The 16,352-nt window shown below is 54.8% G+C and carries 18 protein-coding genes; 11 read left to right on the top strand and 7 right to left on the bottom strand.

All coding sequences use genetic code 11. The features are described 5' to 3' along the window. Window positions 1–11: 11 nt before the first annotated feature. From Electrica_RS05235 to exaC, 3 genes are all read right to left on the bottom strand, one after another. On the bottom strand, window positions 12–677 hold the full coding sequence (locus tag Electrica_RS05235; RefSeq protein WP_141963775.1) for a fimbrial biogenesis chaperone: 666 nt from the start codon (window positions 675–677) through the stop codon (window positions 12–14). 89 nt (window positions 678–766) lie between these two features. Then, window positions 767–1,363 (bottom strand): fimbrial protein, encoded by a 597-nt coding sequence (locus tag Electrica_RS05230; protein WP_141963773.1) that lies wholly within the window; start codon window positions 1,361–1,363, stop codon window positions 767–769. Window positions 1,364–2,114: 751 nt separating this feature from the next. After that, window positions 2,115–3,635, bottom strand: a complete 1,521-nt coding sequence (exaC, locus tag Electrica_RS05225) for an acetaldehyde dehydrogenase ExaC (protein ID WP_100685830.1) — start codon at window positions 3,633–3,635, stop codon at window positions 2,115–2,117. Between the two features lie 250 nt (window positions 3,636–3,885). On the opposite strand from exaC, the gene Electrica_RS05220 reads away from it, so the two are divergent. After that, window positions 3,886–5,676: a sigma-54-dependent Fis family transcriptional regulator gene (locus Electrica_RS05220; RefSeq protein ID WP_141963771.1), complete on the top strand. Its 1,791-nt coding sequence runs from the start codon at window positions 3,886–3,888 to the stop codon at window positions 5,674–5,676. Between the two features lie 7 nt (window positions 5,677–5,683). Here Electrica_RS05220 and Electrica_RS05215 read toward each other — a convergent pair whose 3' ends face one another. Beyond that, window positions 5,684–6,280: an undecaprenyl-diphosphatase gene (locus Electrica_RS05215; protein ID WP_141963769.1), complete on the bottom strand. Its 597-nt coding sequence runs from the start codon at window positions 6,278–6,280 to the stop codon at window positions 5,684–5,686. A 242-nt stretch (window positions 6,281–6,522) separates the two neighbouring features. Here Electrica_RS05215 and Electrica_RS05210 point away from each other — a divergent pair, with 242 nt between their 5' ends. From Electrica_RS05210 to Electrica_RS05200, 3 genes are all read left to right on the top strand, one after another. After that, window positions 6,523–6,822: an ArsR/SmtB family transcription factor gene (locus Electrica_RS05210; protein WP_100685827.1), complete on the top strand. Its 300-nt coding sequence runs from the start codon at window positions 6,523–6,525 to the stop codon at window positions 6,820–6,822. Between the two features lie 9 nt (window positions 6,823–6,831). Then, complete coding sequence (locus Electrica_RS05205) at window positions 6,832–7,353, top strand: rhodanese family protein (RefSeq protein ID WP_141963767.1); 522 nt, start codon at window positions 6,832–6,834, stop codon at window positions 7,351–7,353. A gap of 93 nt (window positions 7,354–7,446) precedes the next feature. Then, window positions 7,447–7,626, top strand: coding sequence for a hypothetical protein (locus Electrica_RS05200; protein WP_015585895.1), 180 nt, complete (start codon window positions 7,447–7,449; stop codon window positions 7,624–7,626). Between the two features lie 84 nt (window positions 7,627–7,710). On the opposite strand, the gene stpA is transcribed toward Electrica_RS05200, so the two are convergent. Next, the gene (gene stpA, locus Electrica_RS05195) at window positions 7,711–8,112 is read right to left on the bottom strand and encodes a DNA-binding protein StpA (RefSeq protein ID WP_100685825.1); all 402 of its coding nucleotides are present in this window, start codon (window positions 8,110–8,112) and stop codon (window positions 7,711–7,713) included. Window positions 8,113–8,827: 715 nt separating this feature from the next. Here stpA and alaE point away from each other — a divergent pair. Next, a complete protein-coding gene (gene alaE, locus Electrica_RS05185; RefSeq protein ID WP_100685824.1) occupies window positions 8,828–9,277 on the top strand; it encodes an L-alanine exporter AlaE in 450 nt (149 codons plus the stop codon). Window positions 9,278–9,365: 88 nt separating this feature from the next. Here the strand turns inward: alaE and Electrica_RS05180 are convergent, their stop codons facing one another. After that, window positions 9,366–9,728, bottom strand: a complete 363-nt coding sequence (locus Electrica_RS05180) for a DUF2002 family protein (RefSeq protein WP_100685823.1) — start codon at window positions 9,726–9,728, stop codon at window positions 9,366–9,368. A gap of 150 nt (window positions 9,729–9,878) precedes the next feature. Here Electrica_RS05180 and Electrica_RS05175 point away from each other — a divergent pair, with 150 nt between their 5' ends. Continuing rightward, a complete protein-coding gene (locus Electrica_RS05175; protein WP_100685822.1) occupies window positions 9,879–10,205 on the top strand; it encodes a DUF883 family protein in 327 nt (108 codons plus the stop codon). A gap of 142 nt (window positions 10,206–10,347) precedes the next feature. Here the strand turns inward: Electrica_RS05175 and pdxR are convergent, their stop codons facing one another. Beyond that, window positions 10,348–11,709 (bottom strand): MocR-like pyridoxine biosynthesis transcription factor PdxR, encoded by a 1,362-nt coding sequence (pdxR, locus tag Electrica_RS05170; RefSeq protein WP_141963765.1) that lies wholly within the window; start codon window positions 11,707–11,709, stop codon window positions 10,348–10,350. A gap of 111 nt (window positions 11,710–11,820) precedes the next feature. Here pdxR and Electrica_RS05165 point away from each other — a divergent pair, with 111 nt between their 5' ends. The 5 genes from Electrica_RS05165 to nrdF all read left to right on the top strand — a co-directional run bounded on the left by Electrica_RS05165 (window position 11,821) and on the right by nrdF (window position 16,175). Next, entirely contained in the window at window positions 11,821–12,252 is a 432-nt protein-coding gene (locus tag Electrica_RS05165; protein ID WP_142255843.1) for a carboxymuconolactone decarboxylase family protein, read from the top strand. 183 nt (window positions 12,253–12,435) lie between these two features. Beyond that, window positions 12,436–12,678, top strand: a complete 243-nt coding sequence (gene nrdH / locus Electrica_RS05160; RefSeq protein WP_100685819.1) for a glutaredoxin-like protein NrdH — start codon at window positions 12,436–12,438, stop codon at window positions 12,676–12,678. Beyond that, window positions 12,675–13,085 carry a class Ib ribonucleoside-diphosphate reductase assembly flavoprotein NrdI gene (gene nrdI, locus Electrica_RS05155; RefSeq protein ID WP_141963763.1) on the top strand — a complete coding sequence of 137 codons (411 nt, stop codon included), beginning with the start codon at window positions 12,675–12,677 and terminating at the stop codon, window positions 13,083–13,085. Before nrdH ends, nrdI begins: the two co-directional genes overlap by 4 nt. Continuing rightward, the gene (gene nrdE / locus Electrica_RS05150; protein WP_141963761.1) at window positions 13,058–15,202 is read left to right on the top strand and encodes a class 1b ribonucleoside-diphosphate reductase subunit alpha; all 2,145 of its coding nucleotides are present in this window, start codon (window positions 13,058–13,060) and stop codon (window positions 15,200–15,202) included. The genes nrdI and nrdE overlap by 28 nt, the downstream gene beginning before the upstream one ends. A 10-nt stretch (window positions 15,203–15,212) precedes the next feature. Next, window positions 15,213–16,175, top strand: coding sequence for a class 1b ribonucleoside-diphosphate reductase subunit beta (nrdF, locus tag Electrica_RS05145; RefSeq protein ID WP_100685816.1), 963 nt, complete (start codon window positions 15,213–15,215; stop codon window positions 16,173–16,175). Window positions 16,176–16,352 lie beyond the last annotated feature (177 nt).

The raw sequence follows: 16,352 nt of genomic DNA, 5'->3' as shown, positions 1-16,352 counted from the left end.
AATAGCAACAATTACTGCTGCGCGTAATCGGTAATGCCGCCAAAATCATTGATGGCGCGCCATTTCACCGCCCCCGCGCCGTTGACCGGCCACTCTTTACGCGTCAAAGGGCCAATCATTCCCGGTTCATCAATCTCGTGCCCGCCGACCGAGAGGGTAAAAAAGGAAACAAAGTAGGGCGTTGGGTTCTGCGCCACCAGCCGGTTGCCAACAATCTTAAACGTTAACATCTGCCAGGCTTTCGCCGGATCGCCCGTCAGACCGTTCGGCCGGTAGAAAATTTTAAATTTAGATTTAATATTGACCTGTAATTTATTCACATCGCCTTTTTGCGTCGGGGAGATACTTTTCACATTCAGCCAAAAAACGGATTCACGATCGCGGGGCAGAGCGGCACCAATAAAATTAATTCGCAATACGTTTTCCTGTTCCGGGTCGAGGCGGAACAGCGGCGGCGTGACAATAAAAGGCACCTTACCTTTATCATTTTCGGCATAGTTCTCTATCCATGACTGCACTAAATAAGGTGAATGAACATCAGCATTGGTGACAGAAATTGAGGCCTCGCGCTTCCCTTCCTGATAAATAACACGGGTTCCGCCCATAACAATACCGGCCTGTACCGTGGTAGATAACAGTAAAAAGGCAGCCGCTGCCGCGGCGATAATATGTTTCATAATCGCAACCGTCATGTAATATCTGGAATATAACTGAAGGAGAAAGACATACCAATAATAATGAGCAGGTTATCCTGCTCATTTATTTCTTAGTTGTAAATCATATTGAAGTTTGCCGTGCCGTTTGCCGCACCGGCGGATACCGCACTGGTAGAGATATAATCAGCGAAGAACTCCAGATCCGCCGTCCCGCTGTTGCTGGCGCTGGTACCGGCAATGACCGTCTGATCATGAGATTCTGTACCGATGTTAATCGGCGTTGCTTTATCATCTTCATACAGTTTAATCGCCACCCCCTGCGCCCCGCCATTTACCGCCAGCAGGTTGCTGTTGTTGCTGTCCCGGGCGCCATCAAACAATACCGATACTTTCGTCACGGTGGCAGGGCAATCTTTCACTTTAATATGGAAAGCGGTTTTGGTCGTTTCAGAACCGGCTCCCGTAAAGTAGCTGTTCGCCCATTTCCCCAGATCGACAATCTGGTTGGCGCTGGTGCTATCAATATCGCAGGAAGTATCGGTAATCGAACCGGAGAATTCAATCTGGCCACCGGTGCTTTGCACACCCGCACTGGTGCCCGGATTAACGCTTAAGGTAGAACGGGCGGGTTGTGAAGGCGCGGCTACGACGGCGCCGGATAGCAGAATACCGACAATAGTTGCCATAATACGAAACTGGGTTTTCATTACTTATCTCATCTCTGACATAGATTGATGACAGATTAATCTCAGGGTCATAATGAGCCTGAAGGAATCTGCTGACCTTCCTCCTTGTGAATAATATTCGCGTTCCATCCGCAGGATATTAAACGCATAACAGGAAACTCCGGCTGATTGCTTGCGTGCATCGGCGGCAACGTTTTCTCAGGCGGGAACTTATTCACAGCATTTAATATTAAAATGAATAATATTCCTGGACCAAATCAAACGCAATGATTTATTTTGTTAATGAAATAATGTTTTAATTTACACACCAGGTAAATCCTATAAATCACAATAAAATTATTCATTCTAAATGCAAAGAAAAACAACTCATCAATAACAAACCACAATAAGATTTTATATTATTTAACAAATTTAATGAAAAAATATCATTCCGGGTGGAATGACTGACCCAGCGGGCGTCCGATGACTCGACAAAAACTAAGATTTTTCTCGATTATTTTTATTTTCTTTTTGTCACCCCCGAAATAATCACCCTACTGAGCAATGAAAAATAACCTTATCATGGCGAAATGATTTTCAAATGAAAGTTATTATTGAATAAATTTCATGTTTGTCGACAGAATAAAAAAGAGGCTTCAGGCATATCTCATTTTTATTAAAAAAGTACAGTGCAAAAAATAACCCCATCGTCAATCAGCGAAAAAAAACCGCGACCTTATTGCTGAGGTCGCGGTTCTGTCAGACGGACAGGGGCGGATAATGGCGCGCCCGGTTAAAACAGTCCTAACGGCGCGGTACCGTAGCTCACCAGCAGGTTTTTCGTCTGTTGATAAGCATCAAGGGCCATTTTATGGGTTTCGCGGCCGACGCCTGACTGTTTATAGCCGCCGAACGCGGCATGGGCCGGGTAGATGTGATAGCAGTTGGTCCACACGCGACCGGCTTTAATTCCGCGCCCCATTCGGTACGCCAGATTGCTGTCGCGGGTCCAGACGCCGGCGCCGAGCCCAAACTGGGTCTGGTTGGCTATTTCCAGCGCTTCCGCCTCATCTTTAAAGGTGGTGACGCCGATGACCGGGCCAAAAATCTCTTCCTGGAAGCTGCGCATATCATTGCGCCCCTTAATCAGGGTCGGCTGAATGTAGTAACCATTATCCAGTTCGGCCGCGATACTGGCACGCTCTCCGCCGGTCAGGATCTGTCCCCCCTCTTCGCGGGCAATCTTAATGTACGACAGGATCTTATCAAACTGCTGGCGTGACGCCTGCGCTCCGATCATGGTGTCGGTGTCAAAGGGATCGCCGCGGCGAATCTGGGCGACCTTCGCCATGACCCGCTCCATAAACGGCTCGTAGATGGATTCATGAATCAGAGCGCGCGATGGGCAGGTACACACCTCGCCCTGGTTGAAGAAGCCCAGCACCAGCCCCTCGACCGCCTTCTCAATAAACTCCTCTTCTCCGTCCATCACATCGGCAAAATAGATATTTGGCGACTTGCCGCCCAGCTCAACGGTGGCGGGGATAATGTTCTCCGCCGCGCAGGCCAGAATATGCCGCCCGACGGGCGTTGAACCGGTAAAGGCGATTTTGGCGATACGCTTGCTGGTTGCCAGCGCTTCACCGGCCTCTTTCCCGAAGCCCTGCACCACGTTCAGGACGCCCGGCGGGAAGAGGTCACCAATAATTTCCAGCAGCAGCGTGATGCTCAGCGGCGTCTGCTCCGCTGGCTTGAGCACCACGCAGTTCCCCGCCGCCAGCGCCGGCGCCAGCTTCCACGCCGCCATCAGCAGCGGAAAGTTCCACGGGATAATTTGCCCGACCACGCCCAGCGGTTCATGGAAATGATAGGCCACGGTGGTTTCATCAATCTCCGCCGTGCTCCCCTCCTGCGCCCGCAGGCAGCCGGCAAAATAGCGGAAGTGATCGGCCGCCAGCGGCAGATCGGCATTCAGCGTTTCGCGCACCGGTTTACCGTTGTCCCAGCTTTCAGCCACCGCCAGATATTCCAGGTTCTCCTGAATCCGGTCGGCGACCTGGAGCAGCAGGTTGGAACGCTGCTGGACCGATGTTTTCCCCCAGGCTTCGGCGGCGCGGTGCGCGGCATCAAGAGCAAAGTCGATATCTTTGGCATCGGAGCGGGGAAATTGTGCAATGTCGCTCCCGTCCACAGGGGAGGTATTCATAAAGTATTCGCCGCCGATCGGTTTGACGAATTGGCCGTCAATATAGTTACCGTATGCGGACTTGAATGAAACTAAGGCGCCCGGGGTGCCAGGATGTGCATAACGCATTGCAATCTCCTTCTGTAGGGTTGAGGCGCAGCGGCGTATTGGTTTTTTGCTGTTGCCTGCTGCACAGAGGCTTATGCAGAGGTTATGCCAGATTTTTCGCAGGAATAAATAAACAACTAATTCAATATCTTAATATATAAACCTGTCTCACAGGGGGCGCTAATTTTGCTTATGTGTCGCACATCGCAACACATAAGAAACTATAAAGCTACAATATTGCAACATCATCCATCCGACCACGAGGTGCTCCGTGCAAGGCAATTCGTTTACCCTCGATCCCGAGGTAAAAACCAGCCCGTTGCTCAGCGATTCCTGGTTTCGTAGCCAGCAGTACGGCCTGGATCCCGCGACGGATGATTTCCCGCGCCTGGGTTCCGGCGAACTGGCGGATGCGCTGGCCAGCCATACCCGGTTACAGCAGCTGACCCAGCCGGTGGTGAATACCCTGTCGCGCAAAGTGAGCGATCTCCAGTCGGTGGTTATCCTCTCTGATGCCAGCGGTCTGGTGCTGCAAACCTTCGGCAACATGCACGCGATGCAGAAAGCGCAAAGCTTCGCGCTGGCTCCCGGAAACCTGTGGAGCGAGAGCGGGCGTGGCACCAACGCCATCGGTACCGCGCTGGCCATTGACGACAGCTGCGAAATCGACGGCCGCCAGCACTTCCTCACCCGCAATCAGGATCTCTATTGCGCCGCGATGCCGGTCCAGAGCCCGGACGGAAAAATTGCCGGCGTGCTGGATATTTCCGGCCCGGCCCACTTCCCCCATCCCCACACCCTGGCGTGGGTCAAAGAGGCCGCGAAGCAGATTGAATATCTGTGGGTAAAACAGAGTCTCCATCCGCAGCAGTGGCTGATGAGCCTGCACCTTCACCCCCATAAACTCGACAGCGTTGAAGAGCTGCTTCTGGTCTTTTCCGATAACGTGCTGACCGCCGGAAACCGCCTGGCGATGCGCGATCTGGGTCTGGATAGCGGACAACTTGGCCACATCACCTTTCAGCAGCTGTTTCCTCAGCTGACGCAAACGGCGGTCAATGTTCCGCTGCCGCTCTCCCTCCAGCAGCAAACCTATTACTACCGTTTACGCGCGCCGACCCGTACCCACGTCACGGTACCGGCCCCGGCTCCGACGCCGCCGGCTATCGAGCTGCCTTTCGCCAGCCAGCGCGAGGGGGAAAAGATGGTACGTCTGCTGAATGCCGGCATTGCCCTGTGTATCGAGGGCGAAACCGGATGCGGCAAAGAGTTTGTCAGCCGCACGCTGCACCGTCACAGCCGCTGGCGTCACGGTAAATTCGTGGCTATCAACTGCGCGGCGATCCCTGAATCGCTGATTGAATCGGAGCTGTTTGGCTACCAGCCTGGCGCCTTTACCGGCGCCAGTAAAAATGGCTATATCGGTAAAATTCGCGAGGCGGACGGCGGCGTGCTGTTTCTCGATGAGATTGGCGATATGCCGATGCTGCTTCAGACCCGGCTGCTGCGGGTGCTACAGGAAAAAGAGGTTACGCCGCTCGGCGCCAGCCAGAGCGCCCCGGTGAGCTTTGCGCTGATTTGCGCCACCCACCGTAACCTGACGCAGCATGTTGCCGACGGTACGTTTCGCGAGGACCTGCTCTATCGCCTGCGCGAATTCGCTCTCACTATTCCGCCGCTGCGGAAGTGGCCCCGGCTGCCGGCGTTTCTTCAGCAACTATGGCACACCCTCGGCGCCAGAGCGCGACGCGTACAGCTCTCGCCCGCGCTCCTGGCGCACCTCTGTACCCTTCCCTGGCCGGGCAACGTGCGCCAGCTACAAAGCCTGATGAAGGTGCTGCTGGCGCTGGCTGACGAAGGAGAGCAACTGGAAGTGGCGGATTTACCGGCGGAGTATCAGTCGGCCCCGGCTCCGACACCGGCGCGTGGGTTGCAGCAGCACGATGCGCAGCTGATTGCCGATACGCTGTCGACGTATAACGGTAACGTCAGTAAAGCGGCACAGGCTCTGGGAGTCGCGCGCAGCACGCTCTACCGGCGTGCCGCGCGGACAAGAAACTAAACCTTAGCTACGGCGTAAAACGGGCCGGCAGCCAGCAAAACATGCGCTGGCTGATGGCTTCACACATCCGCACCATTGCCGGTCCACAGACCTGCCAGACCCCTTTGTTCACCCAGACGGCCGCCGCCGCGACCGCCGCCGCCCCCACCATATCCAGCGGGAAATGGACCCCGAGGAAAATGCGTGACCAGGCCACCGGCAGCGATGCGAGCAGGACAAACAGCCCCAGGCCGCGCAGGCGCAGCGTAAGCAGCGCAAACGCCGCGCTGAACATCACCAGGCCGTGATCGCTCGGGAAGCCGTTATCCGCCGGATGGCTGATCCAGGTATGGCCCAGCGGCATCATAAATGGCCGCGGATGGAACCACAGCGAGCCGCAGAGATAGCCCAGCGCAAGCGCTATCAGAATATTCAGCGTACAAAACAGCGCCTGCCGGTGCCCCTCGCGGCCGCCTAAAAACCACAGAGCGAGCAAAATAACCGGCACGATAAAGATCGTTCCGCTGGCGCAGAAGCGGGCCAACGCCAGGAGGATATCCGGCGTCCCCGGCTGAGCATTCAGCGCCAGAAAAGCGCTTTGGTTAACCGTTTCGAGTATGTTCATTGCGAGGGCCCATGCCAGTCATATTACTGTCATTATCGCGATGTTCTCTTAAGTTACGCTTAACCCCGCGCCGAAAAGAGAACTTGCTTGATTGACGAGCCCCGGTCAGGCGCATCCGGTGCGGCGAGCAGCGCATCAATAGTGGCCCGAATTTTCTGCGCGACCGGCAACGGCATTTTCTGCGCTGGCGTCGCACCGCTTTTTATTTTAGACTTATCTAAATTTAGAAAAGACTAAAATATATGAATACACCAGAACAACTGCAGTCCAGCGCCGGGGAAGCCGCCGCCCTGTTGAAAGCCATGAGTAATCCGCACCGGCTGATGATTCTGTGCATGCTGTGCGAGACGCCGCGCACCAGCGCAGGCGAACTGGCGCGGATCACCGGCCTGAGTCCTTCTGCCACCTCGCAGCATCTGGCGCGCATGCGCGAGGAGGGCCTGATTGGCTGCGAGCGCGAGGCGCAACGCATCCACTACTTCATCGCCCACCCAGCGGTTCAGCAAATCATCGCCACGCTGAAGACCATTTATTGCCCATAAGGAGCCGTCATGACTATCGCCACCCTTTCTCCTGAAGAGGCCCGGGCGCAAATCGCGCAAGGGGCCAGATTAATCGATATTCGCGATGCCGATGAATACGCCCGCGAGCACATCCCCGATGCCGAACTGGTGCCGCTTGCCGCCCTGAATAACGGCGCGACGCTGCATGCAGCGGCGGATCAAACGGTGATTTTTCATTGTCAGGCCGGATCGCGTACGCAAAATAATGCCATTCGTCTGCTGGCGGCGGCAGCTCCGGCACAGGTCAAACTGCTGGCCGGCGGTATTCAGGCCTGGAAAGCGGCGGGGCTGCCAGTCAAAGAGGATAAAACGCAGCCGCTGCCGTTAATGCGTCAGGTGCAAATCGCCGCGGGCATACTCATTTTGTCAGGCGTGGTACTGGGCTATGGCGTCAGTAGCGGCTTTTTCCTGCTCAGCGCTTTCGTCGGCGCCGGCTTAACTTTCGCCGGTATCACCGGTTTTTGTGGGATGGCGCGCCTGTTGGCCGTCATGCCGTGGAACCGACGCTGATGCCTGCGGCATCAGGCACGTTGTATGCTGATGTTCAGCTACGCTAAAGTGAAGGCGAACAGCGGCATTTATCCATGCCAGAGGAGAAAAACGATGTATTCAGTAGGCGATCTGGTTCAGCCCCGCATGGGCGGACCAAAACTCAAGATTGTGGCCGTCGGTGAAGATCATATTGTCGCCGTGCAGGCCAGTAATGAACAGGGTGAGAAATATACGCTGAAGCCCGCCGACGTCACACCTTATAAAGAAGAAGGTGATTTTGGCGTTTGCTAATACCTACGGTGGGATTCCCCACCGTTATTTTTTCGCTATCCGGCAGTCGCCTGAACGCCTGCCGGATCTCATTTTCGCTAACGCTTAAATCAGAAAACTTTCCAGCGTCGCACCAGCCTTAATCGCACGGGCGATCGGCTTCGGCATACGCCCCTGGCCGGTCCAGGTTTTCTGCGCGCCGGAAAAATCGCTAAACCGGTATTTTGCCGGCCGCGGCTGGCGTTTTTTCACCGCCTTCGACGGCCCCGCATTCTGCGTGACCAGTTCATCAGGCGTAATGCCGTCGGCAATCATCAATTCCAGCCAGGTATTAATTTTTTCCTGGTATTCTGCTTGCTGTTGCAGGGTAGAGTGCTGCTCTGAGCGTTTTTCTTCAGTGACGACCCTGAGTTTTTCCAGCATTTCTTCAAGTACGTCAATGGAGAATTCACGCGACATTGCCCGCAGCGAGCGGATATTATTCAATTTTTGTAACATTAAAGACATAAATTATTAAACGATCCTGAATTATATATAAGCAATACTAGCGGGGTACTTTAATATATTAAACCATTTATTACCACCTTTAATGATGCCTGATAAATATATTCAGGCCACGATGTTAATACTTTATTTAAAATAACCCCAAAAGTCATTCAGTTCGGGACGGAAATTAATTCACGGCTATTTTGAATAAGATAAAAAAACCGCAAAATTATCGTCAGTCTGTATATTACCTGGATGGTCAACAGGTTAGCGGGATACGCCCGGCGGATGGACGAGAGCACAACCGGCCACCAGTGAATGAACATGCATGAAAACAGAATATACACCAACAAAGAAAAACAGGATCTAATGCTAACTAAATCGCCTTTATGGCATAAATTATTCTAAAAGTGACCGTCATCACATTAAAACGTGATTTCAGGCGGCAGTCGACACAATCGCGGCTCCGCGCGCTCGTGACGCCCCGTTCACGAAAAAACATAACATATTGATAAACAATAAAAAGATAAAGCATCAGGGCAAAAGTAGCGCAGCGAAGAAAAAACCGCCTTTCGCAGAGTATTTTATCGACAAAAAGCCATTAAATAAAAATTTACAGCTAGTTGTCTCTTTTGATGCAGAGAGATAATCTACGCACATCAAAACAGGCAACCCAAAACGCTGTTAAAGAGCGCATCTTTTGGCGTATCAGACTTCATTTTCGAGGAGCACACCGATGTTCTCTGCGCAGTCCCGCTTGCGTCATGCGGTAGCAGACACCTTTGCGATGGTGGTTTACTGCACCGTTGTGAACATGTTGATCGAAATTTTTCTCTCCGGAATGACCTTTGAGCAGTCGTTATCTTCACGCCTGGTGGCGATTCCGGTGAACATTATTATTGCCGTGCCGTACGGGTTTTACCGCGACCGCGCCATGCGTCTGGCGCATCGCGTTAGCCCTTCTGCCTGGATGAAGAGTATTGCCGACGTTGTGGCTTATGTGACATTTCAGTCGCCGGTCTATGTCGCTATCTTATTTTCCGTCGGTGCGGACTGGCACCAGATTGCCGCGGCGGTGAGTTCAAATATTGCGATATCAATGCTGATGGGGGCGGTTTACGGCTACTTCCTCGATTACTGCCGACGCTTGTTCCGCGTCAGCGCTTACCAGCAGGCTAAAGCCTGAGTCCCGATGTAATCTGCGACTGACCGCTGTCAGTCGCCTGCTCGTCTATATTCCCCGCTTTACATTCCAGGCGCTGGCCATCACACGGTTAGTTATGGGACAGACTCGGCTGCGCTTCGCCATATAGTCCCTGCAGAAAACGCTCAAGCGCCATGCGTGAACTGAAGCCGTGTGGAATACCATAATGCTGCTGCACATCTCCGGCTAAATACAGCGGAAACTGTTCGTAATGATCGCAGGTTTTGATATCCGAGGCGGGTTCCGCCAGCGAATTACTGCGCTCTTTTAACGCCGGATGAATAATTAAAGCGGTCCGCCCCATGCGCGCTTCGCGGTTCACATAAACATAATTATCGCCACGGCGATAGCCGTACGCTTTTTGCGTCACAACATCCATGGTGAAGCCAGCTTTTTCAAGAACACGCGCCACCTCATCGGGTCTTAAATACATACTCATTCCTCTTTATCTTTTACCGCTCATTTACCTTACCTTATTCATCATTGATAGTGCTTTCGGAAAATTCCAGAAACGGCACGACAAAAGCATAATTCAAAATCTTGTTCTACACTTAATGACTCAACGGAATTAAGGGAGAAATCGATGGCTAACCGTCTGAACCGCAACAATGTCGATGAAAGCGCTGAAGATATTCATAACGATGTCAGCCAATTAGCAGATACGCTCGAAGAGGTGCTGAAATCATGGGGCAGTGATGCGAAAGATGAAGCTGACGCCGCACGGAAAAAAGCCCAGGCGCTGCTAAAAGAGACGCGTGCCCGTCTGAACGGCAATAACCGGGTACAGCAGGCCGCTCGCGATGCCGCAGGCTGCGCCGATAGCTATGTGCGGGATAAACCGTGGCAGAGCGTCGGTACCGCTGCCGCAGTAGGACTATTTATTGGCGTATTATTGAATTTACGTCGATAATATAGACGATAAATGAAGATAACAAATACGCGTCTGCCCCTGTGAGCCTCTGGCCCGGGGGCTTTTTGTTGTCTCAGCGCATGGGGAGGTAAATCGCTGTTTTAGAAGGATGGCCTGAATCCCCGCTTTCTCAGTCGCGACTTTATTGGTCAGCAGAAAACAGCGCGACGTTCAGCTTCCCCACCACCTCCGTCGCCATCGTCGGCGATGTCAGATTGGTAAAGCTCACCAGCAATCCTCCTTCGCCACGGCTTTGCATCCGCCAGTCGCTCAGCGCCTGTACCGACAGTCCGGCCTGCCGGGCTTTCTGAGCCAGCGCCCGATCGTCACCGTTTACCGCGATCACCAGCTGAATCCCTCCCAGTTGAGGGACAACGCGAAACCCCTGCGCCAACAGCGCAGACTCCAGCCACTGTCGGCGCTGCGCATAGCAGGTGCGCATTTTCTTCAGATGACGCCAGAAATGGCCTTCGTGGATAAAGTCAGCCAGCGTCTGCTGCCACAGCGTCGGTACGCTACAGCTCATCCATTCGGCCTGCTGGCGAAAGGCGGCGACCTGCGGCAACGGCACCACCAGCCAGGCGGCGCGTAATGCCGGAAAAAGCGATTTACTGAAGGTGCCGGCGTAAATCACCCGCTGCGGGGCATCAAGGCTTTTCAGCGGCGGCAACGGCTTGCCCCGGTAGCGAAACTCGCTATCGTAATCATCTTCAATAATCCAGGCGTCGCGGCGGGCAGCCCATGCCAGCAGTTGCCTGCGTCGGGCCAGCGACAGCGCCACGCCCAGCGGACTCTGGTGCGCGGGAGTGAGGAGCGCAAAATGCGCATCAGGGTAATGGCGCTGCGCCCACGCCACATCCATCCCCTCGTCATCAACGGGAACCGGATCGATAACCCCGCCTTCCTGGGTTATCACCGGCCGAATCAGCGGGAAACCCGGATCCTCCATCCACATATGCTGACCTGGCCGCGCCAGAGTGCGGAGCAGCAGCCTCATTGAGGCGGCATAGCTGCCGGTCACCAGCACCTGTTCGGGCAGGCACTCAATACTGCGGGAAAGCCGCAGATAATCGACAATGGCCCGACGCAGGATCATCTCGCCGCACGGATCGCCGGGCGCCAGATCAAAACGCGTTTGCGTTCGCAGTCGCCGCCCCATCACCCGCGCCCACAGGCCGCGGGGAAAAAGATCCAGCGCCGGTAGCCCCAGTTGAAACGGCTGCGGCGCCGTCGGTTCGATGCCCGCCGGGAGACGCGGCGCTTCCCCCCGTAGCGGACTCAGGCGCTCGCTGACGAAGGTGCCCGCCTGCCCTCGCCGCTCCAGCCAGCCCTGGGCCACCAGCTCACCCCAGGCATTCTCCACGGTTGCGCGGGAGACGCCCAGCTCCTGCGCATACACCCGGCTGGCGGGCAGGCGGCTGCCCGGCGCGAGTTCGCCGTGTTCAATCGCAGATTTGAGCTGTCTGGCAATACGCTGATAGTGCGGGACTTTTTTGAGTTCCATTATGGTCTGCTTTTTTCATCAAAATATGGCTATCTTTTGCAGTCCATTATAGTGCTATTTTGCTGCGGTCTTAGAACCCATTCCCCGCAATTTATCATTGAGGAAAACATGATGAGCACACTCCGTCAGCCCTATAACGAACTGAGCCCGGAAGTCTATCACGCGCTGGTACAGGCCAGGATTGCGCTGGAGAAAAGCGAACTGGACGGTGCCCTGCTGGAACTGGTTTACCTGCGGGTATCACAGATTAATGGCTGCGCCTTCTGCCTGGAAATGCACAGCCAAGCGCTGCGTAAATCGGGCGTGGCGCAGACTAAACTGGATGCGCTGGCAGGCTGGCGGGTAAGCGGGCATTTCAGCGCCGCAGAGCAGGCGGCGCTGGCGTGGGCGGAATCGGTGACGCATATTGCCAGCACCCATGCAGAAGATGACGTTTACCTGCCGCTGCTGGAGCATTTCAGCGCGCGTCAGATCAGCGATCTGACCTTCGCCATCAGCCTGATGAACGCATTTAATCGCCTTGCGGTCAGCATGCGCCTGTAATTTCAGGCATACGCGTCCTGCCCTCACGGCAGTGTTCCGTGAGGGTTCCCCTTATCTAAAAACGCTATATATTGCGTGGTTGAACTTTTAGATAACTACATCTAGTATTTCCTGAACAGTTAACCGATAGCGGCCGTCGCACTTTTTTGCGCCGTCCCGCCATCTTAAATGGAAATACGAATCATGCGCATTACTATTTACACTAAAAATGACTGCATCCAGTGCCATGCCACTAAGCGGGCCATGGAAAGCCGCGGGTTTGCCTTCGAGATGGTGAATGTCGAGCATCATCCGGACGCCGCTGACATGCTGCGCGAGCAGGGCTTTCGTCAGCTGCCGGTCGTGATAGCCGGTGAAACCCGCTGGTCCGGTTTTCGCCCGGATATGATTAACCGCCTGCGGCCTGAACCGGTGGCCAACGCATGAGCCTTTTCGTCTACTTCTCCAGCAGTTCCGAAAATACGCATCGGTTCGTCCAGCGTCTGGGGCTGCCCGCGGTGCGTATTCCGCTTAACGAGCGGGAACGCATCCAGGTAGACGCTCCCTACATTCTCATTGTCCCCAGCTACGGCGGCGGCGGTACGGCTGGCGCGGTGCCGCGACAGGCGATCCGCTTTTTAAACGACCCGCATAACCGTCAACTGATACGCGGCGTGATTGCCGCCGGTAACCGTAACTTCGGCGACGCCTATGGCCGGGCCGGCGACGTCATCGCGCAAAAATGCGGCGTACCGTATCTGTATCGCTTTGAGCTGATGGGCACCCCTACCGATGTCGATAATGTGCGTAAAGGAGTAAGCGAATTTTGGCAACGACAACCGCAGAACGTCTGACCACCGGGGCGGCGGATTTCCACGCCCTCAATGCGATGCTGAATTTGTATGACAGCAATGGCCGTATTCCGTTTGAAAAAGACCACCAGGCGGTAGACGCCTTTATGGCGACGCACGTGCTGACCCATACCGTCTCTTTCACATCGCAGAATGAAAAACTGGAATGGCTGATCGCCGAAGGCTATTACGATGCCAGCGTGCTGGCACGCTACGATCGCCGTTTTGTGCTGGCGCTGTTTGACCACGCGCAGGGCTACCCGTTCCGCTTCCGGACCTTTCTCGGTGCCTGGAAATTCTATACCAGCTATACGCTGAAGACCTTTGACGGCAAACGCTACCTTGAGCATTTTGCCGATCGCACCTGCATGGTCGCCCTCACCCTCGCGCAGGGCGATGAAGCGCTGGCCCGGCAACTGACCGATGAGATCCTCAGCGGGCGCTTTCAGCCGGCGACGCCCACCTTCCTCAACGCCGGTAAACAGCAGCGGGGCGAGCTGGTTTCCTGTTTCCTGTTGCGTATTGAAGACAATATGGAGTCGATTGGCCGGGCGGTGAACTCGGCGCTGCAACTGTCAAAACGCGGCGGCGGCGTGGCGTTTTTGCTGTCCAATCTGCGTGAAGCCGGTGCGCCGATTAAGCGCATTGAAAATCAATCTTCCGGCGTGGTGCCGGTGATGAAAATGCTCGAGGACGCCTTCTCTTACGCCAACCAGCTCGGCGCGCGCCAGGGAGCCGGGGCGGTCTACCTGCACGCCCATCACCCGGATATTCTGCGTTTCCTCGATACCAAACGGGAAAACGCCGATGAGAAAATCCGCATCAAAACCCTGTCGCTTGGCGTCGTTATCCCGGACATCACCTTCCAGCTGGCGAAAGACGACGCGCAGATGGCGCTGTTCTCGCCCTATGACGTCGAGCGTCTGTACGGTAAACCGTTTGGCGATGTCGCCATCAGCGAGATGTACGCGCAGCTGGTCGCCGACGAGCGGGTCCGCAAACGCTGGATCCGCGCCCGCGATCTGTTCCAGCGGCTGGCGGAAATTCAGTTCGAGTCCGGTTATCCCTACATCATGTTTGAAGATACCGTTAACCGCGCCAACCCGATTGCCGGGCGCATTAACATGAGTAACCTGTGTTCGGAAATTTTGCAGGTCAACACCCCGTCGACCTTTGATGAAAATCTGGATTATGCCAGCGTGGGCCAGGATATCTCCTGCAACCTCGGGTCGCTGAATATTGCGCATACTATGGATTCGCCGGATTTTGCCCGCACGATTGCCGTCGCGGTACGCGGCCTGACGGCGGTGTCCGACATGAGCGATATACGCTCGGTGCCATCGGTGGCGGCGGGCAATGCCGCCTCCCGTGCCATCGGTCTGGGCCAGATGAACCTGCATGGCTATCTGGCCCGGGAAGGCATCGCCTACGGCAGCCCGGAAGGGCTGGACTTTACCAACCTCTATTTTTATACCGTCACCTGGCACGCGCTGCACACGTCGATGCAGATAGCCCGCGAGCGCGGTGAGCATTTTGCCGGATTTGAACAATCGCGCTATGCCAGCGGCGAATACTTCGAACGCTATCTGCAGGGCGACTGGCAGCCGAAAACGGCAACAGTGCGTGCGCTATTCGCCCGCGCCGGGATCCGCCTGCCCGACCGCGAGATGTGGCTGAAGCTCCGCGATGACGTGATGCGCTACGGCATCTATAACCGTAATTTGCAGGCCATCCCGCCCACCGGTTCTATCTCCTATATCAACCATGCGACGTCGAGTATCCACCCGATTGTCTCGAAGATAGAGATCCGCAAGGAGGGGAAAACCGGGCGGGTTTACTATCCCGCGCCATTTATGACCAATGACAACCTGGCGCTGTATCAGGATGCCTGGGAAATCGGCCCGCAAAAGATTATCGACACCTACGCCGAAGCCACGCGGCACGTCGATCAGGGGCTGTCGCTGACGCTCTTTTTCCCCGATACCGCCACCACCCGCGATATCAACAAGGCGCAGATCTACGCGTGGAAAAAGGGCATCAAGACACTGTATTACATCCGCCTGCGCCAGCTGGCGCTGGAAGGTACCGAAATCGAAGGCTGCGTATCCTGCGCGCTGTAAGGAGAACAGGATGACCCATTTATCACGTATCAGCGCTATCAACTGGAATAAAATCGAGGACGATAAGGACCTTGAGGTCTGGAACCGTCTGACCAGCAACTTCTGGCTGCCGGAGAAAGTGCCGTTGTCCAACGACATTCCCGCCTGGCAGACGCTGACCGCGGCGGAACAGCGGCTCACTATTCGCGTGTTCACCGGACTGACGCTGCTCGATACGATTCAGAACACCATCGGCGCGCCGGCGCTGATGGCGGATGCCCTGACCGCGCACGAAGAGGCGGTGCTCTCCAACATCAGCTTTATGGAGGCGGTGCACGCCCGCTCCTACAGCTCGATTTTCTCCACCTTGTGCCAGACCAAAGATGTCGATGCCGCCTACGCCTGGAGCGAAGAGAACGCGCCGCTCCAGCACAAAGCCCGGCTGATGCTGGAGTATTATCAGGCGGATAATCCGCTGAAGAAGAAAATCGCCAGCGTGTTTCTCGAATCCTTCCTCTTCTATTCCGGATTCTGGCTGCCGATGTATTTTTCAAGTCGCGGCAAAATGACCAATACCGCCGATCTGATTCGCTTGATTATCCGTGATGAAGCGGTACACGGTTATTACATCGGCTATAAGTATCAAAAGGGGCTGGCCAACATCGCCGCCGACGAGCGGGAGCAACTGAAGAATTTCGCCTTCGATCTGCTGATGGATTTGTACGATAACGAACTGGCCTATACCCGGGATCTGTACGCCGACAGCGGCTGGATTGAGGAGGTGAACGCCTTCCTGTGCTACAACGCCAACAAAGCGCTGATGAACCTCGGCTACGAGGCGCTGTTTCCGGCAGAGATGGCCGCCGTTAACCCGGCAATTCTGGCGGCGCTTTCGCCAAACGCCGATGAAAACCACGACTTTTTCTCCGGCTCCGGTTCCTCGTATGTGATGGGCAAAACGGAAGAAACCGCCGACGACGATTGGGATTTTTAACCTTACTTTCACCAGGAAAATATTGCCTGTTTTCCTGGTGATCTATTTCACATTAATGACTTTCATCACACAAAAAAACCACCTGATATTTTTCTGACATCTTGCCGTAATATTTAGCGGGAATCGCGTGGTTCACCAATTATTTTCCCGCCATCAGCAAAAAATATTACCTGCCAA

Source organism: Klebsiella electrica (genome assembly GCF_006711645.1).
GTDB classification, from domain to species: Bacteria; Pseudomonadota; Gammaproteobacteria; order Enterobacterales; family Enterobacteriaceae; genus Klebsiella; species Klebsiella electrica.
Note: the sequence above shows the minus strand (reverse complement) of the source record. Positions and strands in the feature narration are given on the sequence as shown.

What these genes read in the sequence shown, in the direction of transcription:
- Electrica_RS05235 (WP_141963775.1), bottom strand. Translation starts at nt 677, where the DNA reads ATGAAACATATTATCGCCGCGGCAGCGGCTGCCTTTTTACTGTTATCT.
- Electrica_RS05230 (WP_141963773.1), bottom strand. Translation starts at nt 1,363, where the DNA reads ATGAAAACCCAGTTTCGTATTATGGCAACTATTGTCGGTATTCTGCTA.
- exaC (WP_100685830.1), bottom strand. Translation starts at nt 3,635, where the DNA reads ATGCGTTATGCACATCCTGGCACCCCGGGCGCCTTAGTTTCATTCAAG.
- Electrica_RS05215 (WP_141963769.1), bottom strand. Translation starts at nt 6,280, where the DNA reads ATGAACATACTCGAAACGGTTAACCAAAGCGCTTTTCTGGCGCTGAAT.
- Electrica_RS05210 (WP_100685827.1), top strand. Translation starts at nt 6,523, where the DNA reads ATGAATACACCAGAACAACTGCAGTCCAGCGCCGGGGAAGCCGCCGCC.
- Electrica_RS05205 (WP_141963767.1), top strand. Translation starts at nt 6,832, where the DNA reads ATGACTATCGCCACCCTTTCTCCTGAAGAGGCCCGGGCGCAAATCGCG.
- Electrica_RS05200 (WP_015585895.1), top strand. Translation starts at nt 7,447, where the DNA reads ATGTATTCAGTAGGCGATCTGGTTCAGCCCCGCATGGGCGGACCAAAA.
- stpA (WP_100685825.1), bottom strand. Translation starts at nt 8,112, where the DNA reads ATGTCTTTAATGTTACAAAAATTGAATAATATCCGCTCGCTGCGGGCA.
- alaE (WP_100685824.1), top strand. Translation starts at nt 8,828, where the DNA reads ATGTTCTCTGCGCAGTCCCGCTTGCGTCATGCGGTAGCAGACACCTTT.
- Electrica_RS05180 (WP_100685823.1), bottom strand. Translation starts at nt 9,728, where the DNA reads ATGTATTTAAGACCCGATGAGGTGGCGCGTGTTCTTGAAAAAGCTGGC.
- Electrica_RS05175 (WP_100685822.1), top strand. Translation starts at nt 9,879, where the DNA reads ATGGCTAACCGTCTGAACCGCAACAATGTCGATGAAAGCGCTGAAGAT.
- pdxR (WP_141963765.1), bottom strand. Translation starts at nt 11,709, where the DNA reads ATGGAACTCAAAAAAGTCCCGCACTATCAGCGTATTGCCAGACAGCTC.
- Electrica_RS05165 (WP_142255843.1), top strand. Translation starts at nt 11,821, where the DNA reads ATGAGCACACTCCGTCAGCCCTATAACGAACTGAGCCCGGAAGTCTAT.
- nrdH (WP_100685819.1), top strand. Translation starts at nt 12,436, where the DNA reads ATGCGCATTACTATTTACACTAAAAATGACTGCATCCAGTGCCATGCC.
- nrdI (WP_141963763.1), top strand. Translation starts at nt 12,675, where the DNA reads ATGAGCCTTTTCGTCTACTTCTCCAGCAGTTCCGAAAATACGCATCGG.
- nrdF (WP_100685816.1), top strand. Translation starts at nt 15,213, where the DNA reads ATGACCCATTTATCACGTATCAGCGCTATCAACTGGAATAAAATCGAG.